Source organism: Rhizobium sp. SL86 (genome assembly GCF_026672545.1).
Taxonomy (GTDB): Bacteria; Pseudomonadota; Alphaproteobacteria; order Rhizobiales; family Rhizobiaceae; genus Neorhizobium.
On the sequence record NZ_JAPPRJ010000001.1, the window covers coordinates 1,425,202 to 1,452,076 of the forward strand.

The window sequence follows — 26,875 nt, forward strand, 5'->3', positions numbered from 1 at the left end:
TCCTTCAAGAGAAGTATCGGCAAAGATTTTAGAAACCACTAATGGAGCATCCCGACGATGTCGGGATGCTCCATCTCGTCAGGCACTCTGGCGGAATGCAGCATCATCGTCGTCCGGTCCGCCCATCGAGAGATCGAGCGCGAAGCCTTGGACACGTGCCTGCTGGGCGGCAACGCTATTGGCCGATGGGCGAGCCGGCGCGGCGGCCGGTCTCGGCGACGGTGCCCTCTTCACGGCGGCCGGAGCAGCCTGGGCCTTCATCGGCGCCCGTGCAACCTTGGCCCGTTCGACGCGGAAGAAGGCGATGGAGGCCTGCAGTTCTTCCGCCTGGGCGGCAAGTTCTTCCGAGGTCGCCGACATTTCTTCCGACGCCGACGCGTTCTGCTGCGTCACGCGGTCGAGCTGCTGGATCGCCTCGTTGATCTGGCTCGCACCGATATCCTGTTCACGGCAGGCAGCCGAGATTTCCGAGACGAGTTCCGCGGTCTTCTGGATATCCGGCACCAAGCGGTTCAGCATCTCACCGGCCTCGGTCGCGACCTGCACGGTATCACCCGACAAAGCCGAGATTTCGGCGGCAGCGGCCTGGCTGCGTTCGGCAAGCTTGCGGACTTCGGACGCGACGACCGCAAAACCCTTGCCGTGTTCGCCGGCACGCGCCGCCTCGACCGCAGCGTTCAGGGCCAGAAGGTCGGTCTGACGGGCAATTTCCTGCACAATCGAGATCTTTTCGGCAATCGTCCGCATCGCACCGACGGCCTTGTTGACGGCCTGGCCCGAGGTTTCAGCATCCCGCGAGGACTGGCGGGCAATCTTTTCCGTCTGGGCGGCGTTTTCGGCATTCTGCTTGATGTTGGCGGCCATTTCTTCCATCGAAGCGGAGGCCTGTTCGGCGGCAGAGGCCTGTTCGGTCGCGCCCTGGGAAAGCTGCTCCGAACTTGCCGAGAGTTCCTGGCTGCCGGACGAGACATTGTCGGAGGCGGAGACGGCATCGCCGACAACACCGCGCAGGCGCTCGATCATCGCGTTGACATAACCCAGGAGTTCGCCGATCTCATCGCGTGTGGTGATCGTTGCCGTCGTGGTCAGATCACCGTCCGCGATGTTCTGCACGGCGGTGACGGCAGTGCGAAGGCCGCGGTTGATCGACATGGCAATCCAGATGGCGGCAATGACGGCGATCAGAAGGGCACCACCGGCAACCGACAGGACGATGAGACGCGTCGTGCGATAATCCTCGCCAGCCGCAAGCTTGGCTTCCTTCAGACGCGAGCTTTCCAGCTCGACGACTTCCGTCAGCAGCTTGTCGATTTCATTGACCGTCGCGCGGTTCTCGGTGGTCGAGATGCGCAGAGCCCCCTCACGGTCACCGGACAGGATCAGGTTCTTGATCTGGTCGTCCTGCTTACGATATTCGATTTCGAAGGTGTTGAGCTTGTTCCACAGAACCTTGCCCTGTTCGGTCGCCAGCAGAAGGACGGCCTGGTAGGCATCGTCGAATTCCTTCCGGTAGGCTGCGGCCGTGGTCGCGTACTCATTGACCGCCTTCATATCGGTGGCGAGCAGCATGTTCTTCTGCTGACGAAGCTGCTGCAACTGCGCATTGTTCATGGTTTGCGCCAGGTTGAGCCGCGTGGCCGGACCTTCGACAACGTTTTCCAACGTCGCATTCAGATTGCCCAGACTGAAGACGCCGAGCGTCGCAATGGCAATCAGCATGGCGATGACAAAGCCGAAAGCCACCGCCAGTTTCAATTTAATGGTTGCACGCATGGTATAACCCCCTTGACGTCGCGTTCAGCCCTGCTGGGCATGCTGTGAGTTCCGCTCATTCTGAGCGGAGAAGATTGTTTTGAGATTTGGAATGATGATGAACTCGCCGTGTCTTCGGACGAGGCAGTCGATGAAGTCCGGTCTCCATCGCATGCCGACGCTGGGCGGCGGTTCGCCATGGGATTTTTCAAGCGTCGTGACCTCGTGCACCTTGTCGGTGCGGATGCCGGTCAGTGTTGCCTCACCATCGATGTCGAGTTCGATGACGATGATGCGGCTGTCGATGGTGGTGGTGGTCGCCTCCATGCCGAAGGCGAGCCTTATGTCGGCGAGCGGGATGACCTTGCCGCGGAAGTTGATGACGCTGGCGACAAAGGGTTTGGCGCCCGGCACGGCCGTTTCCGGCAGGAGGTCGAGGATTTCCTGGACGTGGACCGCTTCGAGCGCGAACATTTCGCCGGCGATTTCGAAGGTGAGGACTTCCAGTTCCTCGCGGCCTTCCCAGAGGTGTTCGGGTAGTTTGCGCAATGCTTCGCTCATCCTGCCGCGCGCAAATGCGCCTCCTGTTGCTGACCGGCCGCCACCAGATGGGCGACATCGAGGATTAGGGCGACACCACCGTCGCCGAGGATCGTGGCGCCCGAGAAGGTCACCACGTCATGATGCAGCTTGGACATCGCCTTGATCACCGTCTGGTGGTCGCCGATGATCTGGTCGACGACGAGGCCGACGCGTTCGGCGCCGGTGGAGATGACCACCACCTTCTGGAAGGGATCGGGTTTGGTGCCGGTCTCGAAGAGGTCGCGCAGGCGGATGAAGGGCACCAGGCTGTCGCGCAGCGAGATGAAGCTGCGGCCGCGCGAGCGCATGTCCTCCTCGACGGAAAGCTCGAGGCATTCTTCCACCGCCGAGAGCGGGATGACGTAACGGCCCGTCCCGACCCGCACGAGCAGGCCGTCGATGATGGCAAGCGTCAGCGGGATGGCCAGCGAGATCTCGGAGCCTTCGCCGGGTTTGGAGACGACGTTGATCGTGCCGCGCAGCGCATCGATGGTGCGCTTGACCACATCCATGCCGACACCGCGGCCAGACAGGTTCGTCACCTGCTGGGCGGTGGAGAAACCGGGCTGGAAGATCAGCTGCAGGAGTTCCTGGTCGGAGAGGCTGGCATTGGGCGCGATCAGGCCGGAACTTTCCGCCTTGGCGCGCACCCGCTCGCGGTTGATGCCGCGGCCGTCGTCCTTGATGGTGATGATCACCTCGCCGGCCTGCTGGCGGGCGGAGAGGAAGATGCGACCGGTCGGCGACTTGCCGGCGGCGCGGCGCTCGTCGGCGCTTTCCAGGCCATGGTCGCAGGAATTGCGCACCAGGTGCACGAGCGGATCGGCCAGCCGTTCGATGACGCTCTTGTCGACCTCGGTGGTCTCGCCTTCGGTGACGAGCTCGATCGCCTTGCCGGTCTCGATGGCAAGATCATGCACGAGGCGGCGGAAACGGCCGAAGAGCTGGGCAACGGGCACCATGCGCAGCACCATCATCGTGTCGCGCAGCTCGCCCGACAGGCGCTCCACATCTTCCGAGACGGCGCGCAGCATCAGGTCGCCGCTAGAGCCGGCCAGCTGGCTGAGGCGCGACTGGGCAATCACCAGTTCGCCGACACGGTCCATCAGTTCGTCGAGGCGTTCGGCCGGCACGCGGACATTTTCCGCGGCCTTCTGCTGTTTGGCGTCGGCCTGCGGCGCACCGCGGCCAGAAGCGGCGGGCGTGGCCGGCGCGGCAACCGGCGCGGCAACCGGGGCGGCCGGGGCCGGCGGGGCAGCAGATGGTAGAGAGGCTGCGGGCGCCGCAGGAGTTGCAGCAGCGGCAACCGCAGCCGGGGCGGCCCCCGGCTCGACGACCGTCACCACAAGCTCCATCTCGTCCATGACGAAGATGAACACGTCGTCGATCGCCGAACGCGGCTTGTCGGTGACAAGCTCGACGTCCCAGCGGACATAAAGATCGGTGGCAATCAGATCATCGATCGCCGGAATGCGGCTGAGATCGGCGCGGATGGTCGCCGTGCCAAGCTCGGCAAGCTCGTCCAGAAGCCCGACCGGATTGGTGCCGTTCGCCATGGCGTTCTGCGGCAGGCCGATGCGGATCCTGTAAGTGGTGGTGGCGGATTTTTGCCCAGCCGCCGAGGCGGCCTCGACCGGTGCGGCCGGCGATGCGGCCGATGATGCGACAGGACCAGCATGGGCGGCAGGTGTCGCCCCTGCCGGATGACCGGCGGCGGCGACGGCGGCACGCAGACGCGACAGAAGCGTCTCGCTGACGGCGTCATGATCACCGCCCGGCACCTCGATCAAGGCCCGCATGTGGTCGGTGGCGCCAAGGACGGCGGTCACCAGATCATGGGTTGCCGGCACGATGCCCTTGCGCACCTGGTCGAAGGCCGTCTCGCAATGATGGGTGAAGGCCGCCAGCGCCTCGAAGCCGAACATGGCCCCGGACCCTTTCAGCGTATGCAGCCCGCGAAAGACCGCATCCACCTGCTCCTTGTCGGAGAGATCGTGGTTGAGATCCAGAAGACCCGATTCCACCTGCTCCAGCAGTTCGGCGGCCTCGGTGCGGAAGACGGCAATCGGATCTGGGAAACTCATCGGCCAAGCACCTTCTTGACGATCTTGACCAGGCTTTCCGGGTCAAACGGCTTGGTCAGCCAGCCGGTCGCCCCGGCAGACTTCGCCTGCTGTTTCAGCTCGTTGTCGGATTCCGTCGTCAGGAAGATCACCGGAACCCCCATGCAGGACGGGATCTTGCGCAGCTCGCGGATCATCGTCAGACCGTCCATGTTGGGCATGTTCAGGTCCGTCACCACCAGATCGAACTGGCCGCCCTTCAGCTTGCTGAGCCCGTCCATGCCATCCACCGCCTCGGTGATGGCATAACCGGCATTGGACAAGGCGACACGCGTGGTCAGCCGGATGCTGGCGGAATCGTCGACGGTCAAAATGCGGGCGTTCATGGCATTACTCCTTCGTGAAGCCAGAAGCGACGATCCTCCGCCGTCATGCCAGACAGAAACCCGGATCGCTCGAGAAGATCCAAAAGGTTCCCGTCCGCCGCACGCGACAGACGAACAACACGACCGGCCGTGCCCGCATAAACACGGGCTGATTCCAAAAGTTGAAGAAAACTCAGATCACACACCAGATCGGACGAAACCGATATCTCAACGTTCTCATGACCAAGAAGCGCACCAAGCAATGCCTCCTGATGCCCGCCAACAAAACGAACCGTCAGGGGATCGCTCAGCTCACATGTAAAGGGCCCGGTAACAGAAGATTGCACGTTGTCGTCCGCCGATGAGTTGATGAGTTACACGGCAAAGATGCGGCATCATAATTAACAAGGCCATAAAATATCGGGACCAGTTTTTACTGGTTTTGAATTATGAATTCGGTAACTTGGCCCATCGATAATGGAAACTTAACCAGAGGCATTCATTTGCCTGTTATTTTTGCAACTTCTTAATATGCACGCGCTACTACTTCCAATGTATCGGCGTGCGCCGGCAGGTGTTTCCGTTCTGCGGATGCGCAAAACACAACCGGATGAAATGCAACCAAAGATAGCGGAGGCCATTCAGTGGCATTGAGTGCAAAGATTGCCCAGACCGACACTTGGTCGCATGCTTCTGCCGCACGTATGGAAGAGGCGCGCTCCCGCATCGAACAGCGTTTCCTGGATGGCGGCGCTGTGCTTCTGTCGGTGCTCGACGTGCTGAACAAGATGATTTCGTCGCTGGATACGCTGACCAATTCGCTGGACGAGGAAACGGCAGGCGCCACCCTGCAGGAACTTGGAACGACGGCGGCCGCGCTTTCCTCCCTCACTCAGACGGAAGCCTCGCGTCAGATCCAGTTCCGCGAGATTGCCGCCACCGAACGGCTGGTGCGCCCGCATGTCTCGAGCATGCAGGAAACGCTGCGTTATCTGCGGACCTTTGCGGTCACGGCAAAGATCACCGGGGCCGGCATTTCCGATTTTGCCGGATTTGCGGAGGAGATCCTGCAGAGGATCCAGGAGGGCAGTGACCAGGTCAACCGCTTCTCCGACAGCCTGACACAGCTCGGCGCCGGCATCGGGCCGGTGATCGCCAAGGGAGACAGCATCGTCAACCGTTATGGGCAGACCGTGCCCAGGATCATCGACGGACTGACCGGGGGCATGGACCAGTTGCGCCTGCAGGGCGAGACGCTGGCCAAACGTGCGGCCGAGGTCAAGCGGATCGCGATGGGGGTGCAGAACAAGCTCGCAGCGGTCCTGTCCTCCATGCAGGTTGGCGACATCACACGCCAGCGGATCGAACACTGCCAGGCGAGTTTCGAACATCTGGCAGACTACCTGGCATCGGCCGAGGCCAATGCGCTGACGGACGAGCAGCGCGCGCGGCTCTCCAATCTCATTGCCAGCCTTGTTGCCGCCCAACTGGACCAGTCACGCCGCGATTTCGACCGCGACACCGGCAAGATCATCGACACGATCACCAGTTTCCGCTCCGATCTCCTCCAGATCAACGACATCCAGCGGTCGATGATGGGTGAAGGCGAGGGCGAGGATGCCTTTTCCATGCGCAGCCTGGAGGCCTGTGTGACGGAAGCGCGCGAGGCGGTGGGTGAAATCGAAAAGGTGGCCGCCGCGGCTGCGGAAATGACCCGGCAGATCCTCAGCACCGTGCAAACCCTGCTCGACGGCATCAGCCTTGTTCAGGTGGTGCGCGGCGACATTCACTACATGGCGCTCAACACCAACCTGCGCTGCGGCAAGATTGGCGAAGAAGGCAAGGCGATCAATGTGGTCACCGCCGAACTGCGCATTTTTGCCGGTCAGCTGGACGAGGTCGCCGAAAAGATCGTCGGTGAATTGAAGGGTCTGGAAACGGCAGCGCAGGCGCTGATCGACGAGCCGCAGGATCTCGTCGACATGAACAGTCTCGATACCCGCCTGGACAACGCGCTGCAGCGTATTCGCTCTGTCTGCAATCGGATCGAGTCGGATCTGCATCAGATGAGTGGCGAAGGCCAGCGCGGAATCGAGCAGATGAACGCCGCGCTCGCAAAACTGGATTTCCAGGCGGATCTTGGCGAGGTCCTGCGCCGCTGCGCTGAAGACATCCGCCTCGATCCGACACAAAGCCTCAGTGCGGAGGGTCTCGAAGCGGCCATCGCCGTCCTCGGCCCGCGCATCAACCGGCTCTACACCATGGCCTCCGAACGCGAACTGCACGCGGCAATCCTCGGCACCGTTGCGCCGGAAGAGGCACCGCTGACGGTGCTCTCCGACGACGATCTGGATGCCGCGCTGTTCTGATCAGTCGTCGACGTGATCATGGCCGCCATTGCGGCCAGGACGCCAATAGCCTTCCGAGGCGATCTGCTCGCGCGCAAGGCCGCGGGCAATCAGGTGATGGCGCTGGGCACGCACATTGCTGGTTTCACCGATGATCAGTGCCTGGCCGCGGCCTTCGGGCAGGCCGAAGGCGGCAATACGGTCGAGCATGATGCTGCTCGGTCCGGCCGGCGTTTCGCCACGATGGATCCACTCGATCGCCACATCGCCCTTCGTTTCGAAGCCCTGCTGCCAGGAGGAATCCTGCACCTCGATGAAAGCGAAGGCCCGCGCACCCACCGGCAATTCCTCCAGAATGTGCAGAATGCCGGGAATGCAGGTCGCGTCGCCGGTCAACAGATGCCAGTCGGCCTCCGGGTTGAAGACGATGCGTCCGCGCGGGCCCTTGACCTCCACCGTATCGCCAGCCTTGGCGTTTCGCGCGAAACTCGGTCCGAGCGTCGCCCCGTGCATGACGAAATCGACGGCGATTTCACCGGTCTGACGGTCGAAACTGCGAATGGTATAATGGCGCCGACCGTGTTCGCCGGACGGATCCGGCAGGAAGAAGACGATGTCCTGTCCGGGTTTGTAGGAAAAGTCCGCGACGCGGTCGGTGGTGAAGAGAACCCTGCGCATGCCGCTCGAGATATCGAAGGCATCGGTGACCGTCAGCGTCCAGGCGGGAAGCTGCGGGCGCTGGCGGGGCGGTTGCGCTGCGGGGTGAGCGGGCTGATCCATCCTGTGCTCCTGTTCCATAGGGGGACCGCTCCCAGGGCGGCCATCTAGCATGGATGCTGGATAGCGCTTTATTCCTTCTGGTTAAAGTCATCTTTTTGTGCGCCAGGCCTGCCTGACAAGCGACGTTATGGCCCGGAACGCAAGACAGGCCCCGAAGGGCCTGTCTCTTCCGGTTCTCGACCGATGATGACCGGGCTTACACGCTTCGTCGCAGTTCCAGATCTTCCGCATGCTGGCGTTCCATCCGGTTGTGGCGGATAGACGACCAGAGCGACAGGCCGATGAGGCCGGCTCCACCGAGACCGGTGATGACTTCCGGAATATGCACCAGCGTCTGCACATACATGATCACCGACAGGATCAGGATGGCATAGAAGGCGCCGTGTTCCAGATAACGGTATTCGGCGAGCGTGCCCTTCTCCACCAGCATGATGGTCATGGAGCGGACATACATGGCGCCGATGCCGAGACCGATGGCGATGATGAAGAGGTTCTGGGTGAGTGCAAAGGCGCCGATCACGCCGTCGAAGGAGAAGCTGGCATCCAGCACTTCGAGGTAGATGAAGGCGCCAAGTCCGCCCTTCGCCGCTTCGCTCATCGCCTTTTGCGAGGCATCGAGCGCGCCGCCCAGCACTTCCACCAAAAGGAAGGTCAGGAGTCCGTAGACGGCCGCGTGAACGAAGGTGGAGGCCTCCGCTTCCGGCAGCAGCTGCGAGAACAGCATGATCAGCAACAGCACGAAGGCGATTTCGACGCCCTTGATCGTGGCAAAACGCGCCACGCGGCTTTCGATCACCTCGACCCAGTGCACATCCTTCTCGTGATTGAAGAAGAAGGTGAGGCCCACCATCATCAGGAAGGTGCCGCCAAAGGCGGCGATGGGCAGATGCGCCTCATGCATGATGCGCGCATATTCCTCCGGCCGTGCGGCAGCCAGCATGATCGCATCGATCGGGCCGATGCCGGCGGCGATGACGACGATCAGCAGCGGGAAGACGATGCGCATGCCGAAGACGGCAATCAGGATGCCCCAGGTGAGGAAGCGCTGCTGCCAGACCGGCGTCATGTCCTTCAGCTTGTTCGCGTTGACGATGGCATTGTCGAAGGACAGCGAGATTTCGAGAACCGCCAGCACCGCACAGATGAAAAAGACGGTCAGCATACCGCCGATCGTGCCGCTCGACTGCCAGCCGAGCACACCGCCGAGGATCAGGCCGATGACGGTGACGATAAAGGCCCAGCGAAAATAGCCGAGCGTGCTGTTCGAGGAGGGGGTCTGGCTCATGCTGAGACCTCCCCGTGGCAAGCGGTGTCAGATGTTTTGAGGTTCAATGCGAAAAAGGGCCGCACGCCAAAGGGTGCACCCGGTATCAGGATGGTAGGCTTCATGTTTGCTTCAATCCGCCGGCTCGATTTGCAGGCGGTACCGACATCGCGAGAGCGCCGTAAAAACTCTCGCCAGAGGGGCCCGGCACCAGTGTTCCATCCCCGGTATCGGTCTTGTTCGGGGAGACACCGGGAAAATGGCGGATTCTTGCCAAAGGTCAAGATCATCCGTGCGGGTGCAGCGTGCGATGGGTGTAAAAAGGCCGTCTTGGTTGAAGAATTCCGCCTGAAACCGGCGCAAACCTTGACCTTTGCCGCAACTGAGGGCATGGAGCACGCCTGCCCGCGCCATCTGGTCTGGTTTCTGTTATTCTGCCGACCTGAAGATTGGCCCGAAGGAAAGAAAAACAACAATGAGCAAAGCTACATCCTCTGCGCCGTCGCAGCGCATGCTGCGTGTTGGCGAACAGGTTCGCGCCGCAATCACCCAGGTGCTCCAGCGCGGCGAAGTGCGCGACGACCTGATCGAGAAGACCGTCATCTCCGTCTCCGAAGTGCGCATGTCGCCGGATCTGAAGATCGCGACCGCCTATGTGACGCCGCTCGGTGTGTCGGACCATGCCAAGGTGATCGAAGCGCTGAACCGCAACGCAAAGTTCATCCGTGGCCGGCTGGGCGGCCAGCTGCGCCAGATGAAATACATGCCGGAAGTGCGTTTCCGCGACGATACCAGCTTCGACAATTACAAGAAGATCGACGAGCTGCTGCGTTCCCCCGAAGTGCAGCGCGATCTTGCCGGCGAGACCGGTTCAGACGAACAAGACTGACAAGACTGACAAGACAAGAGTAACATGTCCAAACCCCGCAAACCCAAGGGCCGGCCGGTTTCCGGCTGGCTGATCCTCGACAAGCCGGTCGATTTCGGCTCCACCGAAGCCGTCGGCAAGATCAAGTGGCTGTTCAACGCCCAGAAGGCGGGGCACGCCGGCACGCTCGATCCGCTGGCCTCCGGCATGTTGCCGATCGCGCTCGGTGATGCCACAAAGACCGTGCCTTACGTGATGGACGGCCGCAAGATCTACGAATTCACCGTGACCTGGGGCGAAGAACGTTCGACGGACGATCTGGAAGGCGAGGTGACGGAAACCTCGACGAACCGTCCGGGCGAAGACGACATCCGCGCGCTGCTGCCGCGTTACACCGGCATTATCAGCCAGATTCCGCCGCAGTTTTCCGCCATCAAGATCGGCGGCGAACGCGCCTATGATCTCGCCCGTGACGGCGAGACGGTGGAGATCCCGTCGCGCGAGGTGGAAATCCATCGGCTGACGCTGCTGAAGGTCGAGACCGACCGGGCCTTCTTTGAAGTCGAATGCGGCAAGGGCACCTATGTGCGTTCGCTGGCGCGTGATTTCGGCCGCGAACTCGGCTGTTTTGGCCATATCTCGGGCCTTCGCCGCACCTTCGTCGCCCCCTTCGCCGAAGAGACGATGGTGCCGCTGGCGGATCTGGTGGCGCTCGAAGAGATCGAAGACCGCGACGAGCGGCTGGCGGCACTCGATGCTTTCCTCGTCGATACCAGCGAGGCGCTGTCGGCCCTGCCGCAGATCCGCATCACCGGTGATCAGGCCCATCGCCTGCGCATGGGCAATCCGATCATCCTGCGCGGCCGCGATGCGCCCGTGGCAGAACCGGAGGCCGTGGCGCTCGCCGACGGCAAACTCGTCGCGATCGGCGAGATCGGCGAGGGCGAATTCCGCCCGAAGCGGGTTTTCGTCTGAGACACCGCGGCAGAACATTCCGCTTTCCATTACTGGCCGGATGCGTTATACGCACCGCCAGCTAGGCGGCCTGCAATGCGGGCCGCTCCTGGCTTTCATGGCCGAAGCTGGACGACATCCCGGCTTGTGGCGTCCCTCAATTCCTCACATCAGAAAGGATTGTCCGATGTCGATCACTGCAGAGCGTAAGGCTGCCCTCATCAAGGAATACGCAACCGTCGAAGGCGACACCGGTTCGCCGGAAGTCCAGGTTGCTGTCCTGACCGAGCGGATCAACAACCTCACCGAACACTTCAAGGGCCACAAGAAGGACAACCACTCGCGTCGTGGTCTCCTCAAGATGGTTTCGAGCCGCCGTTCGCTTCTCGATTACCTGAAGAAGAAGGACGAAGCTCGCTACACGAAGCTCATCGCGAGCCTCGGTATCCGTCGCTAAGACAAACGATCCGGCGGGCGATCAGTCGATTGTCCGCCGGTTGTCCATCCGGGCGAGACAGTCCGGACCACATGCTGCCCGAGACGGGCGAATTTTCCTGGCGGGCCCGGATGGGCCGGACCTGCCAAACGTAACCGATGACCTGTCATGGGGCAGGATTGCCGGATGCTTTCGCCGCAGTGACGATGCGGCGCGCGATGATCAGGATAGTTTCCTCCGGTCATCCTTTTGCGTGTTCGAACAGGCGTTCGGACCGATGAAAGCCTCCCGTTGTCTTGCCCGTGATCGTGTCACCACAAGCGCAGGCCAGAGCCCGCATCTTCTCCGGAAGAGGCGTCGCCGCCGCGCAAGAAGGACTTGAATCATGTTCAATACGCATTCCGTCGAAATCGAATGGGCAGGCCGCCCGCTGAAGCTGGAAACGGGCAAGGTTGCCCGCCAGGCTGACGGCGCCGTCATCGCCACCTATGGCGAGACTGTTGTTCTGGCCACCGTCGTTTCCGCCAAGGAGCCGAAGCCGGGCCAGGATTTCTTCCCGCTCACCGTCAACTACCAGGAAAAGACCTACGCCGCCGGCAAGATTCCGGGTGGCTATTTCAAGCGCGAAGGCCGTCCGTCGGAAAACGAAACGCTCGTTTCCCGCCTGATCGACCGCCCGATCCGCCCGCTCTTCCCGGAAGGCTACAAGAACGACACGCAGGTTGTCGTCACCGTTATCCAGCATGACCTGGAAAACAACCCGGACGTCCTGTCGATGGTCGCAACCTCGGCAGCTCTCACGCTCTCCGGCGTTCCCTTCATGGGCCCGGTCGGCGGTGCGCGCGTTGGTTACATCAACGGCGAATATGTTCTGAACCCGCATCTCGACGAGATGGACGAGTCGAGCCTCGACCTCGTTGTTGCCGGCACCCAGGACGCCGTCCTGATGGTTGAATCGGAAGCCAAGGAACTGAACGAAGACGTCATGCTCGGCGCCGTCATGTTCGGCCACAAGGGTTTCCAGCCGGTCATCGACGCGATCATCAAGCTCGCCGAAGTGGCTGCCAAGGAACCGCGCGAATTCGAGCCGGAAGATCATTCCGAACTCGAAGCCGAAATGCTGAAGCTTGCCGAAGCCGAACTGCGCGACGCCTACAAGATCACCCAGAAGGCTGATCGTTACGCTGCCGTCGATGCCGTCAAGGCCAAGGTGAAGGCTCACTTCCTGCCGGCCGATGGCGAAGCCAAGTACACGGCGGAAGTCGTTGGCGCCGTCTTCAAGCACCTGCAGGCGAAGATCGTTCGCTGGAACATCCTCGACACGAAGAGCCGCATCGACGGTCGCGATCTGGAAACCGTTCGCCCGATCGTGTCTGAAGTCGGCATCCTGCCGCGCACGCACGGTTCGGCCCTCTTCACCCGCGGTGAAACCCAGGCGCTCGTTGTTGCGACGCTCGGCACCGGCGAAGACGAACAGTATGTCGACAGCCTGACGGGCATGTACAAGGAGCAGTTCATGCTCCACTACAACTTCCCGCCCTATTCCGTCGGTGAAACCGGTCGTATGGGCTCCCCGGGCCGCCGCGAAATCGGTCATGGCAAGCTTGCATGGCGCGCCATTCACCCGATGCTGCCGACGCCTGAACAGTTCCCCTACACGCTGCGCGTCGTCTCGGAAATCACCGAGTCGAACGGCTCGTCTTCGATGGCGACCGTCTGCGGCACCTCGCTTGCTCTTATGGACGCCGGCGTTCCGCTGGCAAAGCCGGTTGCCGGTATCGCCATGGGCCTGATCCTGGAAGGCGATCGCTTCGCGGTTCTCTCCGACATTCTCGGTGACGAAGACCACCTCGGCGACATGGACTTCAAGGTTGCCGGCACGGAAGCCGGTATCACCTCGCTGCAGATGGACATCAAGATCGCCGGTATCACCGAAGAGATCATGAAGGTCGCGCTCAGCCAGGCCAAGGGCGGCCGCAACCACATCCTCGGCGAAATGGCCAAGGCCATCACCGAGAGCCGTGGCCAGCTCGGCGAATTTGCACCGCGCATCGAAGTGATGAACATCCCGGTCGACAAGATCCGTGAAGTCATCGGTTCGGGCGGCAAGGTCATCCGCGAAATCGTCGAGAAGACCGGCGCCAAGATCAACATCGAAGACGACGGCACCGTGAAGATCGCCTCTGCCTCCGGCAAGGAAATCGAAGCGGCCCGCAAGTGGATCCACTCGATCGTGGCCGAGCCGGAAGTCGGCGCCATCTACGAAGGCACGGTCGTCAAGACCGCCGACTTCGGCGCCTTCGTCAACTTCTTCGGCGCCCGCGACGGCCTCGTGCACATCTCGCAGCTCGCTTCCGAGCGTGTTGCGAAGACCTCCGACGTCGTCAAGGAAGGCGACAAGGTCTGGGTCAAGCTGATGGGCTTCGATGAGCGCGGCAAGGTTCGCCTGTCGATGAAGGTCGTTGACCAGGCCACCGGCCAGGAAATCAAGAAGGCTGAAGGCGAAGCCGCCGAATAAGCTTTCGACGCTTTCCATGTTCCTGGGGCGCGGGAGGTTTCCGCGCCCTTTTTGCTATTGAAGATCCGGAAGACCACCATGATCCGCGATGCCGTAAAAACCCTGTTCCACCCCTTTGCCATCGGAACACTTCCCGTGCCGGGCGAAGGAGAGCGTATTCTGTTCCTGGCGGCCGAAGCCGGCCCGCGCCTGCCGGACGGCTTTGCCGCCGAGATCGTCAACGTACAGCCGCTACGCCCGCTGTTTCGGCCGCTCAGCGTCAATGGCGCGCATGTGGTGCCCGAGGTGGAAGGTGAGGCCTATGACGGCGCGCTGATCCTCTGTGGCAAGCACAAGGGTGAAAACGAGGCGAATGTCGCCGAGGCACTGTCGCGCGTGCGCGAAGGCGGCCTGATCGTGCTGGCGGGTTCGAAGGAAGACGGCGTGCAGCCGCTGCGCAAGCAGATCGCCAATCTCGGTTTTGCCATCGAGCATATGCCGAAATATCACGGCGTGGTCGCGTGGTTCGCTCGCCCCGCGGATGTTTCGGCAGCCGTCGCAAAGTTCTCCAAACAGCCGCAACTGATCGAGAACCGCTTTGAGACCGTGCCAGGCACCTTCTCGCATGACCGGATCGACGCAGGCTCGGAGCTGCTCGCCAGCCGCCTGCCGCGGGATTTTGACGGCAATGCCGCCGATCTCGGCGCCGGCTGGGGTTATCTCTCCGTCATGCTGGCGGAAGCGTCACCGCGCACCAACCGTATCGATCTGTTCGAGGCCGATCACCGGGCGCTGGAATTCGCCAGGAAGAATCTTGCGGCCAATTGCCCGGACCTTCCGGCCCGCTTCTTCTGGCAGGATCTCGTCTCCGAGCCGGTTAAGGAGAAATACGATCTCGTCATCATGAATCCGCCCTTCCATGAGGGCCATGCGGCCGACCCGGCGATCGGGCAGGCTTTCATCAAGGCCGCCGCCTCTGCGCTGCGCATCGGTGGTCAACTGCTGATGGTCGCCAATCGCGGCCTTCCCTATGAGCCGGTCCTGGCTTCCGAGTTCAAGGACAGCGGCGAAGTGTGCCGCAATGCCCGCTTTAAGGTGCTGCAGGCCCGCAAGTAATCAACACCCGTCAAACCGGGTGGCAGAAACGCAAGAGGCCCCGGATGCGACGCGCATCCGGGGCCTCTTTCTTTTCAAGAGAGCGATGCCGGTTTATTCGGCGTCGGCGTTGCGCAGACGCTCCAGCGTCGGCAGCGAGGTGATGTTGTAGCCAGCGTCCACGTAATGGATTTCGCCGGTGACGCCGCGCGACAGGTCCGACAGGAGGTAGAGCGCGGAACCGCCGATATCCTCGATCGTTGCGGTGCGGCGCAGCGGCGAGTTCTTCTGGTTCCAGGAGTAGATGGCGCGGGCATCCGAAATGCCGGCGCCGGCGAGTGTGCGAACCGGACCGGCGGAGATCGCGTTGACGCGAATGCCCTTCGGACCGTAATCGGCAGCAAGATAGCGGACGGAGGATTCGAGTGCCGCCTTGGCGACGCCCATGACATTGTAGTTGGGGATTACCCGCATGGAGCCGCCATAGGTCAGCGTCAGCATGGCGCCTTCATCGACCATCAGTTCGGCGGCACGCTTGGCGATCTCGGTGAACGAGAAGCATGAGATCACCATGGTGCGGCTGAAGTTTTCCCGCGTGGTGTCCGAATAGAGGCCCTTCAGCTCGTTCTTGTCGGAAAAACCGATGGCATGCACGACGAAATCGAGCTTGCCCCAGCGTTCCTTGATCGCGTCGAAGGTCGCATCGACCGAGGCGAGATCTTCCACGTCGCATGGCAGGACGAAATCGGACCCGACCTCCGCCGCCAGCGGCTTCACACGCCGTCCCAGCGCCTCACCCTGGAAGGTGAAGGCGAGTTCGGCACCCTGGGCGGCGAGCGCCTTGGAGATGCCCCAGGCGATCGAATGATTGTTGGCGACGCCCATGATGAGGCCGCGCTTACCCTGCATGATACCGCTCATGGGTTTACCCGTTGTAACGCTGGAAGACGAGCGTGGCGTTGGTGCCACCGAAGCCGAAGGAGTTGGAGAGGGCAATGTCGATCTTGGCATTGTCGATGCGCTCACGCACGATCGGCACGCCGTCGAATTCCGGATCGAGTTCCTGAATATGAGCGCTTTCGCCAATGAAGCCCGCCTGCATCATCAGGAGCGAATAGATCGATTCCTGAACGCCGGCTGCGCCGAGCGAATGGCCGGTCAGCGACTTGGTCGACTGGATGTGAGGCATCTTGTCGCCAAACACTTCGCGGATGGCGCCGATTTCCTTCGAATCACCCACCGGCGTCGAAGTGCCGTGGGTGTTGATGTAATCGACAGAGCCTTCAACGGTCGCCAATGCCTGCCGCATGCAGCGGATGGCACCCTCGCCCGACGGGGCGACCATGTCGTAACCGTCCGAGGTTGCGCCGTAACCGACCACTTCGGCATAAATCTTGGCGCCGCGGGCCTTCGCATGCTCCAGTTCTTCCAGAACCAGAACGCCCGCACCGCCGGCAATCACGAAGCCGTCACGGTTGACGTCGTAGGCGCGGGACGCCGTTGCCGCCTGATCGTTGTACTTGGACGACATGGCGCCCATGGCGTCGAAGAGGTTCGACATCGTCCAGTCGAGGTCCTCATGGCCGCCGGCAAACATCATGTCCTGCTTGCCCCACTGGATCATCTCGACCGCATTGCCGATGCAGTGTGCCGAGGTCGAGCAGGCCGACGAGATCGAGTAGTTGACGCCGTGGATCTTGAACCAGGTGGCAAGCGTGGCAGACGCCGTCGAAGACATCGCCTTCGGCACGGCGAACGGGCCGATGCGCTTCGGGCTGTTGTTCTTGATGGTGATATCGGCCGCTTCGATCAGGGTGCGGGTAGAGGGACCGCCCGAACCCATGATGATGCCGACGCGTTCGTTTTCGGCGTAATCCTTGTCCTCAAGGCCTGCGTCGGCAATCGCCTGCTTCATCGCCACGTGGTTCCAGGCGCCGCCCTGAGACAGGAAGCGCATGGCGCGACGATCAACGAGATCCGCAGTGTCGATGTTCGGACGACCCCAGACCTGGCACTTGAAGCCATGTTCGGCGAAGTCGCTGGAGAAGGAAATGCCGGACTTGGCATCGCGCAGAGAGGCGGTGACTTCCGCGGCATTGTTGCCGATCGAGGACACCACACCGAGGCCGGTGACAACTACCCGTCGCATCTGATCTAACCCTTGTTTGTTTCCTGACGCACCCGAACCGCGTGTCCGGGCGTCTTATTTGTCCTTGGACAATCCGACGCGCAGGTCGGATGCCTGATATATGGTTTCGCCGTCCGCCTTCAGCCAGCCATCAGCCGTACCGAGAACCAGACGACCGCGCATGACGCGCTTGAAGTCGATCCCGTATTCGAGAAGCTTGGTTTGCGGGCGGACCATGCCCTTGAACTTCACCTCGCCGGTGGACAGTGCCATTCCGCGACCGGGCTCACCCAGCCAGCCCAGGAAGAAACCCGTCAGCTGCCACATGCCGTCAAGGCCGAGGCAGCCGGGCATGATGGGGTTGCCTTCGAAATGGCAGGGAAAATACCAGTCGTCGGGCCGCACATCATATTCCGCCCTCAGATAGCCCTTGTCGAAGGCACCGCCGGTTTCCGAGATCTCGGTGATCCGGTGGACCATCAGCATGGGCGGCAGAGGCAGTTGCGCATTGCCTGGTCCGAAGAGTTCGCCATGTGCACAGGCAATAAGCTCTTCATAAGTGAAACTGGATTTTCTGCTGTCCATGAGGTCTCTGTGTCCCCCTCGTCGTCGGTTCCTGCGTCTTTAAAGCAAGACCGTTGTAAATTGAAGCGCAAGGCACCGACAGCCAGACTTAATGGTTGCCGTTTCCGTAGTGAGATAGGTCCGCATATAGGAACCCGACCCGCCAAACTAGGGGACTCACGCTCAATTTTTTGCATTTCGCCCAACGGAAAACCAGAAGCTTTGAGGAAGCTATTGAAAGAAGCGGCGCCAAAAGTTATATCGAAAAATCGAGAAATACTGGGTTGACGGAGCTTGAGCCGCCTATGGCCGACGCCAGCATGGATGTGGAAACCAGATTGCGCCACTTCGGCTTGCGCCCGACGCGCCAGCGCGTGGCTCTGGCCGACCTTCTGTTCGCCAAGGGCGACCGCCATCTGACGGTGGAGGAACTGCACGAGGAAGCCACGACCGCCGGCGTGCCGGTGTCGCTCGCCACCGTCTACAACACCCTGCACCAGTTCACAGAAGCCGGGCTGATTCGCGTTCTCGCGGTCGAAAGCGCCAAGACCTATTTTGATACAAACGTTTCGGATCATCACCACTTTTTCGTTGAAGGCCGCAACGAGGTTCTCGACATTCCGGTCAGCAATCTGCAGATCGACAATCTTCCGGATCCGCCCGCGGGCATGGAAATCGCCCATGTGGATGTGATCATCCGCCTGCGCGAAAAGAAATCCTGATCCCTATTTCCTCTTCTTTTTCATCGCTTCGTCTGCGGGCCGGCCGGGACGTGGGCGATAACGCGGCAATGTCCAGCCGTGATGAATGGCGCCGCCGCGCAGGGCAAAGGCCGTGAAAATGCCGGCGGCCGAACTGTAAGGCAATGGAAGCCCCAGGAGCGCCGTGGCCGTAAAGGCGGCTGCACCGGCAAGCGCCGCCGTCACATAGATCTCCGGGCGCAGCAGGATCGACGGCTCATTGGCGATGAGATCGCGCAAGATACCACCGAAGGTCGCGGTCATGGTGCCGGTGACGATCGCAATCGTCGGCGAACCGGTGATGGCAAGCCCCTTGGCCGCACCCATGACACTGTAGGCGGCAAGCCCGACCGCATCGAGCCAGATCAGCAGGCGATAACGCCATTCGACCCGATGTGCCGTGAGAAACAGGAAGATGCCGACGCCGCCGCAGATCACCAGATAGGTCGGATCCTTGACCCAGAACACCGGCGCCTGACCCAGCACGAGATCGCGTAGCGTGCCGCCACCGACCCCGGTGACGGCGGCGAAGAACAGGAAACCGATGAGATCCAGCTGCTTGCGCGAGGCGGCCAGCGCACCCGTTGCCGCAAACAGCGCGACACCCGCATAGTCCAGAAGGGTCAGAAGGGACACGGCCATTGGGTTCTCCGGCACCAGCGTCGCGCAAGTGCATTTTCTTAAATAATAATCGCCTAAGCTCCCGGCGGCCATCGGATCGACGGCTTTGTCTACAGACGATTGAACAAAAGGAAGATGCTTGTGCGGACTCTTGTCTTCGCGGTCGTTCAGCTGATTGCGCTCATACTCCTGCCGTCTCTCGCCGCCGCACAACAGCAGCTGCTCAGTGATCCGGAAATCTACGAAAAGGACTTCTTCCGCAAGCAGTGTCAGAGCGTACAGTTCGGCGAGAAGTTCATCACCCGCCTCGACATCAACAATGACGGGATCATCGATGCGATTGCCAATCACGGCGATCTGAGCTGCAACGGCAAGCAGGGTGTTGGCTGCAATGACGAGGGCTGCCCCTATAATTTCTACCTGCAGGTCAAGGAGGGCGGTTATTTCATGATCGCAACTGCCCAGATCTTCGGCTACGATTTCGTCAAGCGCTTCGGCAACATGGTGTTCGTCTTCAAGATGGCGCCGCATTATTGCGACCGCACCGACGACAAGCAGTGCCAGATGACGGTCCGGGTGCGCGGTGCGCGCATGGTCACCATCTCGAAGCAATAATGCTCAGAAGGGCCAGTCGATACGGCCCACCCAATAATAACCGAGGAGGCCGAGCCATTCGCGCACGGCGGTGGAGGTGTTCTGGGCATTCAGCGACGGCTGGGTAAAGTCGAAGCCAAGCGTCAGCGTTCCGCTGGTGCGGTAATCCACCGGCCAAGGCGTGACCGTGAGGCCCGCCTTCGCAAACAGGGAGATAGAGCGCGGCATATGGAAGGCCGAGGTTACCAGCAGGCAGTCCTTCAAGCCTTCCTGCTCCAGAAGCTTTTTCGTGTTCAGCGTGTTTTCCCAGGTATTGCGTGAGGCGTTCTCCGGGATCAGCCGCTCCGGCTGCACGCCGAAGGCCGCAAAGAACGCTGCCGAGGCGCCGGCCTCGCCCTCATAACGGCCGCTGAACGAACCATCCCCACCGGAAACGAGGATTTTTGCATCCGGATGCGCGAGCGCCAGGCGCAGCGTTTCCGTATAGCGGTCGGCCGCAGCGTTGAACTCGACGCCACCGCGCCCGCTCATCACCTCGTTCTCGACGCCGCCGCCCAGCATGATGATGCAGGAGATCGTGTCCGGCGCCCGGTCAGCGCGCGGGATCCGATCTTCCAGCGACTGCAGCAACACATTGCCCGCCGTCGTGTAGAGCGTCACGAACAGGGTGAGCGCCGACAGGCCGGCAAGCCAGCCGCCGATGGTTCCTCGCCGCACAAGACAGGCCAGCGCCGCAAGAGCCGCCAGGAAAAAGGCGAGCGAGAGCGGCTGCACCAGCAGCCAGAAGATTTTCGAGAGATAAAACATCAGCTACTTGCGTCTGGAGCTCGACAGGGTGCGTTGATTGAAACGCCTGTGCAGGGTTCTGCGGATGAAAAGCGACGAGAGTGCGACGATCATTGCCAGGACTGCGGCCACGACCAGCGCATGGTCTGGCACCGACAGACCGAGCAGAGCGCCGCACATCGCACCGGAGACCATGCCGAACCACGGAACCGCCTGGATGGTCCAGTCGAGATTGCGCTCTCCCATCACAAAACGGCCAATGCCACGCCCGAGACGGGACAAAGCGCCCGTAACATAGGTGAGGCCGATCGGCAGCCCCTCGATGTGCTCCACGGTCGCGTTGACCATGCCCATCGAAGCCACCACCAGATAGAAGCGCAACAGGCGGAACTGCTCGGCCTGCAGGATCGATGCGAAGGCGAGAAGCAGCGCGACACTTGCCAGCACGCCAAAAATCCGTCGCGGCACCAGATGCGCCACGATGATGCCAAGCGCATTGCCGATGACAAAGACAAAAATGGCAGCGAGCAGGACGAAACCGTGATGCCAGTCGCCATCTGCCAGGGCAATGGCGGCTCTTGTCGTATTGCCCGTCATGAACGAGACGAAATCACCCGAGAGCCGAAGACCGATCGCATCCGTCAGTCCCGCAATGAAGGAAATCGCGGCAACGAGGCCAAGCCCCGTCCAGGTCCGCTGTGTTCGGATGATCTTGCGCCGTCTCTCGCGTGTCATGTGCTGCCCCAGGCTGCATGCGGAAAAGGCCGCATGCGAATCGCCCCCCAGGCAAACCTATCCGGTCAAAGCCTCCGCATGAAAGCGGTTCCGCGAAAACCGCCCGATCACATTCTGCTGCGGTCAGGACAACAGCGTGAGGGTGAGCGGATGCTGAGGATCGGCCAGTCCGTCGATGACGTTGAAGTGGTGGCGGTCAGGCTCCACATAGGCGCCGGTTTCCGCACCGAGTCCGAGCCACAGGCTTGCCATCAGCGCATTCTGGCGGATGAATTCCGACCGCTCGTTGCTGCCGGCCCAGCAGAAAAGGCGGGTATCGGCAGACGGCGTCATCAGCACCGGGCTTTCCGCGGCAGCCTCTTCGGCATCGAGCCGCAGGTTCCGGTTGAGTCCGGTCAGCACCAGCGGTCGGAGATCATGCACGCCGGAGATGGAGACCACCGTGCGCACCCGCTCCCGCACGGGCGCGGCGAGCGGCGAGCCTGCAGCCACCATACGCGTGACGAGGTGGCCACCGGCCGAATGACCGGTCAGGTGGATCGGTCCGTCGATTTCTCCGGCGGCATCGGCAATCGCGGCGGCAATCTCCTCGACAATCTCACCGATACGGGCCTCGGGGCAGAGCGTATAGCTCGGCATGGCGACCGCATAACCATGCGCGAGGCTTCCGGCTGCCAGATGCGACCAATAGGACTTGTCGAGCGCCTGCCAGTATCCGCCATGCACAAAGACGACGAGACCCTTCGGGGCCTCTTGCGGCAGGAAGAGATCGAAACGATTGCGAGGCTTTTCACCATAGGAAAGATCGAGCCGGGCGCGTCCTTCCGCGGCCAGCGCCTCTCGGAAGGTTTTCGCCGGTTCCACCCAGGCAGCCGGCCATGTGTCGCCGCGCGGAATGTTCGCGCCGTTGGTATAGGCATCGTCCCAATCGGTGATCCGGTAAAAAAGCATCGTGTCCTCGCTCGTTCCTGTCGCGCGTCATGGCGCCCCTCAGAGTACCGTACGCACCCGCCACAGTTCCGGGAAGAGTTCGACCTCCAGCATCTTCTTCAGATAATGCGTGCCCGAGGTGCCGCCTGTTCCACGTTTGAAGCCGATCACCCGCTCGACGGTCGTCACGTGGTTGAAACGCCAGCGACGGAAATAATCCTCGAAATCCACCAGCTTTTCCGCCAGTTCGTAGAGATCCCAATAACGGGCGGGCTCCGCATACACCGCACGCCAGGCCTGAAGCACCGCCTCGCTCTCGCCGCGTTTGTCGCGCCAGGACATGCGCCGCGCATCATCGCCGATCTCGAAGCCGTTTCGCCCCAGAAGCAGGATCGCCTCGTCATAGAGGCTCGGTTTCGCCAGGATCGCTTCCAGATGCTCCATCAGGTCCGGACGGTGGCTGTGCGGGCCGAGCATGGCCAGATTGCGGTTGCCCGCCAGAAACTCGATCGCCCGGTACTGGTAGGACTGGAAACCGGACGACTGGCCAAGCGCGTTGCGGAATTCGGTATATTCGCTGGGCGTCATCGTGCGCAGCACGTCCCAGGCACCATTCAGCTGTTCAAAGATCCGCGCCACCCGCGTCAGCATCTTGAAGGCCGGCTGCGGATCGTCGCGGCGGATCGCGCTGATCGCCGAGGTGATCTCGTGGATCGCGAGTTTCATCCAGAGTTCCGATGTCTGGTGCTGGATGATGAACAGCAGTTCGTCATGTGCCGACGACAACGGCTTCTGCGCCGAGAGGATCGGATCGAGCTGCAGATAGTCCGTGTAGGACATACGCTCGCGGAAGGACATCTCGGCGCCTTCCTGGGCGGGATCATAGGGTTTCGATGTCATGTCACGAGCGCCTTCTGCTTGAACTGCGGTTGATCCCAGAGCCGGTTGGTCATGATGTCCGCCAGGATGTCGACCGCGGCCATCACCTCCGCCTCGCCGATATAGAGCGGCGTAAAACCGAAACGGATGGCGTTCGGCGCGCGAAAATCGCCGATCACGCCGCGGGCAATCAGTGCCTGCATGATCGCGTAACCTTCGTCGTGCAGAAACGAGACTTGACTGCCGCGCTTCGAACCGTCGCGGGGCGAACCGAGGCTAAGTTCCGGGCAGCGCGCCTCCACCTTTGTGATGAACAGGTCACAAAGCGCCATGGATCGGGCGCGGACATCCGCCATGTCGACACCCTCCCAGGCATCAAGCGCGGCATCAAGCGCTGCGAGCGCCAGGATCGGCGGCGTACCCACCCGCATCCGGTCAACGCCATCACCCGGCCGGTAATGCAGGTCGAAGGCGAAAGGCCGTTCGTGTCCCAGCCAGCCGGACAGGGCCGGGCGGGCGCGATCGGCCCAGCGGGGCGAGACATAGATGAAGGCCGGCGCGCCGGGACCACCATTCAGATACTTATAGCTGCAACCCACCGCAAAATCCGCATCGGCGCCGGCAAGGTCAACCGGAATGGCGCCAGCCGAATGGGCGAGATCCCAGACGGTGAGTGCGCCGACGGCATGGGCCTTGCGGGTGAGGGCCTTCATGTCGTGCAGACGGCCCGTGCGATAGTCGACTTCCGTCAGCATGGTGACGGCGATCGTCTCGTCGATCGCGGCCTCGACTTCCTCAGGCGTCACCACTTTCAACTGATAACCGCGGTCGAGCGTCTGGATGAGGCCCTCGGCCATATAAAGATCGGAGGGAAAATTACCGTTGTCCGACAGGATGGTGCGCCGCTTCGGATCCTGTTCGGCCATGATGTCGAGGGCGGAAGCCAACGCCTGGTAGACTTTGATGGAGAGGGTGTCGCCCATCACGACGCAGCCATCCGGCGCACCGATCAGCCGGCCGACCCGATCGCCGATCCGCCGCGGCATCGTCATCCAGTTGGCCTCGTTCCAGCCACGGATCAGCATGTCGCCCCACTCGTCGACCATCATGGCCGCGACACGATCCTTCGCTGCCTTCGGCAGTGGCCCGAGCGAGTTTCCATCCAGATAGATCACGCCGTCGGGCAGGTGAAACAGGCGGCGTGTCTGTGCAAAATCCGTCATCGTCTTTGTCCCCTCTCGTTCAAGCGGGCATGCGCAGCGAGGTGCGAAGCCGCCTCACCTGAACCATGCTGAGGAGAATACCAGAGACCTTTTAAGTTTAAAGGAGATTTTCAGAAAACCGGCTCTGCATGGCTGGATAGCCGCCGGTGATCGCGATGACGGCAAGGCGTCCCATGAACGCCGAAAGCCCCCTTTGGGGGCTTTTGTGGATTATCGTTTTGATTTCTGGTTGCGGGGGCCCTCAACCAACGATTCCTGCGATTGACCGAGCGGCGCGTTCCCAAAATCGCAGCGTAGACTTATCTGCTGCCTTGAAAAGACACGAACCGACTACCCTGTCGCCCGGTATAGGGCCGTTATCGGACTGACCGGTATCGGCGGGGAATTCGAGAAAGCTGACATCCAACATCCGACAAGCACGCAGTCCGCGCGGCAATTCCCGCAGGTTTAATTGTATACCGGGGTAGACGTGCAAATCAGCGAGAGCCCTGTTTTATGCGCCTTATTTGGTGGACTTGCTAGGTTTGAGGGACGGTGTATTCCCTGGTGTCGTTTTGTTATCACGGCGGCGCTGATCCGGTTTCCCTGTGGATTTCGCTATCGGCTTCGGTCCTGGTTTAAGTGCCATGAATGCTCTCCTTTTTTGATTTAAGAAAATAAGCCTGCGCGTACCTTCTGACGGGGCTTAGGACACAGCAATATTATGTAACAGTCCACACTAGTTCTGGCTGAAGTCAAGGCCCAATGGATGTTGATACAGTAGCAACACCCCGCCAAAATCGAGGTCAGGCCGGAGGCACTTTGCCTCACTGTCCCCATCAGCGGCGGTGAGGGTGATCGGGTTATTCCGTATGGACAAAGTTTCTGAGAGCCTGCTGTCGGCCAGGATTGGCGCCAGCCTCGGCCGGTCACGTTGATTGAGGTGCTACCGTCTGTTTCAGGAGCAAAGCCTGCTCCCTGCGCTGTCCGTCACTACCAGGGCGGCACACCGACCGGCAGCTCTCTGCGCAGAGCGGAAATTACTCCCGGTGCTGGTATTCTGCGGATTTTGTGAGGTGGATTTCCAATGGCCGCTTTGCGCCTTCACTGTCTCTGTCATTCTGTGGCAAGAACTCCTGCTATAGATCGATTAGCAATGGGGTGGGGAACATGGCCGAGAACGATTCTGAAAGCGCACAGGCAAAAACGCAGAGCCAAAAGATCAGGAGCTTATTCCGGCTGCTGACGTCATCAGTAATGGCGGCGCTTATGATGACCCTTATAGCAGGATCGGTCTCCGATCTTCTTTATAGGTTTTGGAAGCCAGAACAGGTCACCGTCTGGCAGCTTTCTGACTTCGACCAAAAAGCGATATTGAACCGCCTCGAGAAATCAGGCATGGATGCCGCGACATTGAAAGTGATGGTGGCGGACAACCCCAAGGCCGTGCAACTGGTGGAGACCCTGACGGCGGATATCTCTGCAACAAAGGAATTGCTGCGTTCCCTGCCCTACGTTGAGCGCCGGGCTTCTCTTGATTTAGTACCCGATGTGTTCAGCCCCGCTCACGCCCAACAGGCGGCTCAGACGTCGCCGGCCGAAGACCACTCGCCCAACATGTTTCTTTACATCATCCTCGGGCTGGTCGCCTTCGTACTGGTTGTGTTCTGCCTGATGTATGTCTTCTCGAAGGACAAAACGAAAACCGCCTTTGCAGAAAAAACAATCACCACGATAATCGGCTTCGCGCTCGGCATGTTGACCGGCGCTAATACGGGAAGACTTAGGTAGCTTCGGGAACAGCAGGAGCTACGGAAGCAACTTTGGGCTTACTGCGGAAATACGCGCGGCGCCGCCGTTTCTTGGCGCCGATGCGCCATGTATGTGATTCAACGATATCGCGATATGTTTCGAACCCCTCCTCACTCTGCGGGGTCCGCTCTACCGCATAGAATTCATCCACGCGCTCCTGCAGCACTTTGGTGTCGCCCTGCTCAAGGCTGCAATTGAATATGTCGATGGCTTCGGCTGGTGGTCGGGTCTTCTCATCATTAAGAGAGAATCCCGCCTCAGCTACTGCCGCCAGAAGGCCATCGAAAGCAACCTGGAGCGCTTCGAGGTCATTTCCCGAGAGGCAAATGTCATCCATGTACACAGACACGGTTATGGCGGGGTGAAGCCCGCGCAGATAGTTTCCGACCGCAGATTTGGATAGAACCAGCGTCGCAAGGATGGGCGACTGAACGAACCCGTAAGGAATGACATAGCCGCCGCCTTCATACGGGTTCTTTACCGTTGACCACTTCGCATAATATTCGGCGCGGAAGATGCCCAGGTCTTTAAGCACTCGCTTCAGGCGGTTGCGCTGAATACTGTAAAAGAAGCGGGTAATGTCGATGCGGCAGAAATATTTGTTCGCGCGATGCCGGTGGAGCGCAACGACGTGAGAGCCGTCCTTAAAATGGTATATGAAGCTGTCGAACGTGTGCGCCTTGTTCACCTGGCGTTTTATGTCACACCCGAGCTTTTCCGAAAACGGATTAGGCGCGTAGATCGGCTTCCCGTTGCGCATAAAGGAATATAGGAAGTTTTCGAACTGTACGGCCATAGTTGACAACCTTGCTGAGCAGATCCAGAGCGACATTGATAATCTCCAGAGAGACGTACACGCCGGTTAGAATCACTACAGCAA

Annotated in this window: 26 protein-coding genes; 9 read left to right on the forward strand and 17 right to left on the reverse strand. The window is 60.9% G+C overall.

The window, feature by feature from the left end:
* Positions 1-78: 78 nt before the first annotated feature.
* From OU993_RS07200 to OU993_RS07220, 5 genes are read right to left on the reverse strand one after another with little or no spacing between them, the layout of a single operon-like run.
* The gene (locus OU993_RS07200) at positions 79-1,773 is read right to left on the reverse strand and encodes a methyl-accepting chemotaxis protein (RefSeq protein WP_268155749.1); all 1,695 of its coding nucleotides are present in this window, start codon (positions 1,771-1,773) and stop codon (positions 79-81) included.
* A 24-nt stretch (positions 1,774-1,797) separates the two neighbouring features.
* Positions 1,798-2,313 (reverse strand): chemotaxis protein CheW, encoded by a 516-nt coding sequence (locus tag OU993_RS07205; RefSeq protein WP_268155751.1) that lies wholly within the window; start codon positions 2,311-2,313, stop codon positions 1,798-1,800.
* Positions 2,310-4,418 (reverse strand): chemotaxis protein CheA, encoded by a 2,109-nt coding sequence (locus OU993_RS07210; protein WP_268155753.1) that lies wholly within the window; start codon positions 4,416-4,418, stop codon positions 2,310-2,312. The genes OU993_RS07205 and OU993_RS07210 overlap by 4 nt, the downstream gene beginning before the upstream one ends.
* Positions 4,415-4,783: a response regulator gene (locus OU993_RS07215; protein ID WP_268155755.1), complete on the reverse strand. Its 369-nt coding sequence runs from the start codon at positions 4,781-4,783 to the stop codon at positions 4,415-4,417. Before OU993_RS07215 ends, OU993_RS07210 begins: the two co-directional genes overlap by 4 nt.
* Entirely contained in the window at positions 4,780-5,109 is a 330-nt protein-coding gene (locus OU993_RS07220; protein WP_268155757.1) for an STAS domain-containing protein, read from the reverse strand. The genes OU993_RS07215 and OU993_RS07220 overlap by 4 nt, the downstream gene beginning before the upstream one ends.
* 297 nt (positions 5,110-5,406) lie before the next feature.
* Between OU993_RS07220 and OU993_RS07225 the strand changes: the two genes are divergently transcribed.
* Entirely contained in the window at positions 5,407-7,131 is a 1,725-nt protein-coding gene (locus OU993_RS07225; RefSeq protein ID WP_268155759.1) for a chemotaxis protein, read from the forward strand.
* Here OU993_RS07225 and OU993_RS07230 read toward each other — a convergent pair whose 3' ends face one another.
* Entirely contained in the window at positions 7,132-7,890 is a 759-nt protein-coding gene (locus OU993_RS07230; RefSeq protein WP_268155761.1) for a siderophore-interacting protein, read from the reverse strand.
* Positions 7,891-8,086: 196 nt separating this feature from the next.
* Complete coding sequence (locus tag OU993_RS07235; RefSeq protein ID WP_268155763.1) at positions 8,087-9,175, reverse strand: DUF475 domain-containing protein; 1,089 nt, start codon at positions 9,173-9,175, stop codon at positions 8,087-8,089.
* Between the two features lie 454 nt (positions 9,176-9,629).
* Between OU993_RS07235 and rbfA the strand changes: the two genes are divergently transcribed.
* The 5 genes from rbfA to OU993_RS07260 all read left to right on the forward strand — a co-directional run bounded on the left by rbfA (position 9,630) and on the right by OU993_RS07260 (position 15,025).
* Positions 9,630-10,043: a 30S ribosome-binding factor RbfA gene (rbfA, locus tag OU993_RS07240; protein ID WP_268155765.1), complete on the forward strand. Its 414-nt coding sequence runs from the start codon at positions 9,630-9,632 to the stop codon at positions 10,041-10,043.
* A 24-nt stretch (positions 10,044-10,067) separates the two neighbouring features.
* Positions 10,068-10,997 carry a tRNA pseudouridine(55) synthase TruB gene (truB, locus tag OU993_RS07245; RefSeq protein WP_268155767.1) on the forward strand — a complete coding sequence of 310 codons (930 nt, stop codon included), beginning with the start codon at positions 10,068-10,070 and terminating at the stop codon, positions 10,995-10,997.
* 166 nt (positions 10,998-11,163) lie between these two features.
* Positions 11,164-11,433, forward strand: coding sequence for a 30S ribosomal protein S15 (gene rpsO / locus OU993_RS07250; RefSeq protein ID WP_215568120.1), 270 nt, complete (start codon positions 11,164-11,166; stop codon positions 11,431-11,433).
* Between the two features lie 364 nt (positions 11,434-11,797).
* A complete protein-coding gene (pnp, locus tag OU993_RS07255; RefSeq protein WP_268155770.1) occupies positions 11,798-13,930 on the forward strand; it encodes a polyribonucleotide nucleotidyltransferase in 2,133 nt (710 codons plus the stop codon).
* A 78-nt stretch (positions 13,931-14,008) separates the two neighbouring features.
* Positions 14,009-15,025 carry a class I SAM-dependent methyltransferase gene (locus tag OU993_RS07260; protein ID WP_268155772.1) on the forward strand — a complete coding sequence of 339 codons (1,017 nt, stop codon included), beginning with the start codon at positions 14,009-14,011 and terminating at the stop codon, positions 15,023-15,025.
* Between the two features lie 93 nt (positions 15,026-15,118).
* Here OU993_RS07260 and fabI read toward each other — a convergent pair whose 3' ends face one another.
* From fabI to fabA, 3 genes are read right to left on the reverse strand one after another with little or no spacing between them, the layout of a single operon-like run.
* Entirely contained in the window at positions 15,119-15,925 is an 807-nt protein-coding gene (fabI, locus tag OU993_RS07265) for an enoyl-ACP reductase FabI (RefSeq protein WP_268155774.1), read from the reverse strand.
* A 4-nt stretch (positions 15,926-15,929) separates the two neighbouring features.
* A complete protein-coding gene (fabB, locus tag OU993_RS07270) occupies positions 15,930-17,153 on the reverse strand; it encodes a beta-ketoacyl-ACP synthase I (protein ID WP_268155776.1) in 1,224 nt (407 codons plus the stop codon).
* Between the two features lie 54 nt (positions 17,154-17,207).
* Positions 17,208-17,717, reverse strand: coding sequence for a 3-hydroxyacyl-[acyl-carrier-protein] dehydratase FabA (gene fabA, locus OU993_RS07275; RefSeq protein WP_268155778.1), 510 nt, complete (start codon positions 17,715-17,717; stop codon positions 17,208-17,210).
* A gap of 284 nt (positions 17,718-18,001) precedes the next feature.
* Between fabA and irrA the strand changes: the two genes are divergently transcribed.
* Positions 18,002-18,418: an iron response transcriptional regulator IrrA gene (gene irrA / locus OU993_RS07280; RefSeq protein ID WP_268155779.1), complete on the forward strand. Its 417-nt coding sequence runs from the start codon at positions 18,002-18,004 to the stop codon at positions 18,416-18,418.
* 3 nt (positions 18,419-18,421) lie between these two features.
* Here the strand turns inward: irrA and OU993_RS07285 are convergent, their stop codons facing one another.
* Complete coding sequence (locus tag OU993_RS07285; RefSeq protein ID WP_268157557.1) at positions 18,422-19,072, reverse strand: trimeric intracellular cation channel family protein; 651 nt, start codon at positions 19,070-19,072, stop codon at positions 18,422-18,424.
* 126 nt (positions 19,073-19,198) lie between these two features.
* Between OU993_RS07285 and OU993_RS07290 the strand changes: the two genes are divergently transcribed.
* On the forward strand, positions 19,199-19,672 hold the full coding sequence (locus tag OU993_RS07290; protein ID WP_268155780.1) for a hypothetical protein: 474 nt from the start codon (positions 19,199-19,201) through the stop codon (positions 19,670-19,672).
* 3 nt (positions 19,673-19,675) lie between these two features.
* Here the strand turns inward: OU993_RS07290 and OU993_RS07295 are convergent, their stop codons facing one another.
* The 5 genes from OU993_RS07295 to kynU all read right to left on the reverse strand — a co-directional run bounded on the left by OU993_RS07295 (position 19,676) and on the right by kynU (position 24,204).
* Positions 19,676-20,458, reverse strand: a complete 783-nt coding sequence (locus OU993_RS07295; protein WP_268155782.1) for a YdcF family protein — start codon at positions 20,456-20,458, stop codon at positions 19,676-19,678.
* 3 nt (positions 20,459-20,461) lie between these two features.
* Complete coding sequence (locus OU993_RS07300) at positions 20,462-21,172, reverse strand: YoaK family protein (RefSeq protein ID WP_268155783.1); 711 nt, start codon at positions 21,170-21,172, stop codon at positions 20,462-20,464.
* Positions 21,173-21,295: 123 nt separating this feature from the next.
* The gene (locus OU993_RS07305) at positions 21,296-22,123 is read right to left on the reverse strand and encodes an alpha/beta hydrolase (RefSeq protein WP_268155784.1); all 828 of its coding nucleotides are present in this window, start codon (positions 22,121-22,123) and stop codon (positions 21,296-21,298) included.
* 39 nt (positions 22,124-22,162) lie between these two features.
* Positions 22,163-23,002: a tryptophan 2,3-dioxygenase gene (kynA, locus tag OU993_RS07310; RefSeq protein ID WP_268155785.1), complete on the reverse strand. Its 840-nt coding sequence runs from the start codon at positions 23,000-23,002 to the stop codon at positions 22,163-22,165.
* A complete protein-coding gene (gene kynU, locus OU993_RS07315) occupies positions 22,999-24,204 on the reverse strand; it encodes a kynureninase (RefSeq protein WP_268155786.1) in 1,206 nt (401 codons plus the stop codon). Before kynU ends, kynA begins: the two co-directional genes overlap by 4 nt.
* A gap of 1,149 nt (positions 24,205-25,353) precedes the next feature.
* Between kynU and OU993_RS07320 the strand changes: the two genes are divergently transcribed.
* A complete protein-coding gene (locus OU993_RS07320) occupies positions 25,354-25,974 on the forward strand; it encodes a hypothetical protein (protein ID WP_268155788.1) in 621 nt (206 codons plus the stop codon).
* Here OU993_RS07320 and OU993_RS07325 read toward each other — a convergent pair.
* A complete protein-coding gene (locus tag OU993_RS07325) occupies positions 25,967-26,827 on the reverse strand; it encodes a reverse transcriptase domain-containing protein (protein ID WP_268155790.1) in 861 nt (286 codons plus the stop codon). The genes OU993_RS07320 and OU993_RS07325 overlap by 8 nt on opposite strands.
* Between the last annotated feature and the right edge of the window lie 48 nt (positions 26,828-26,875).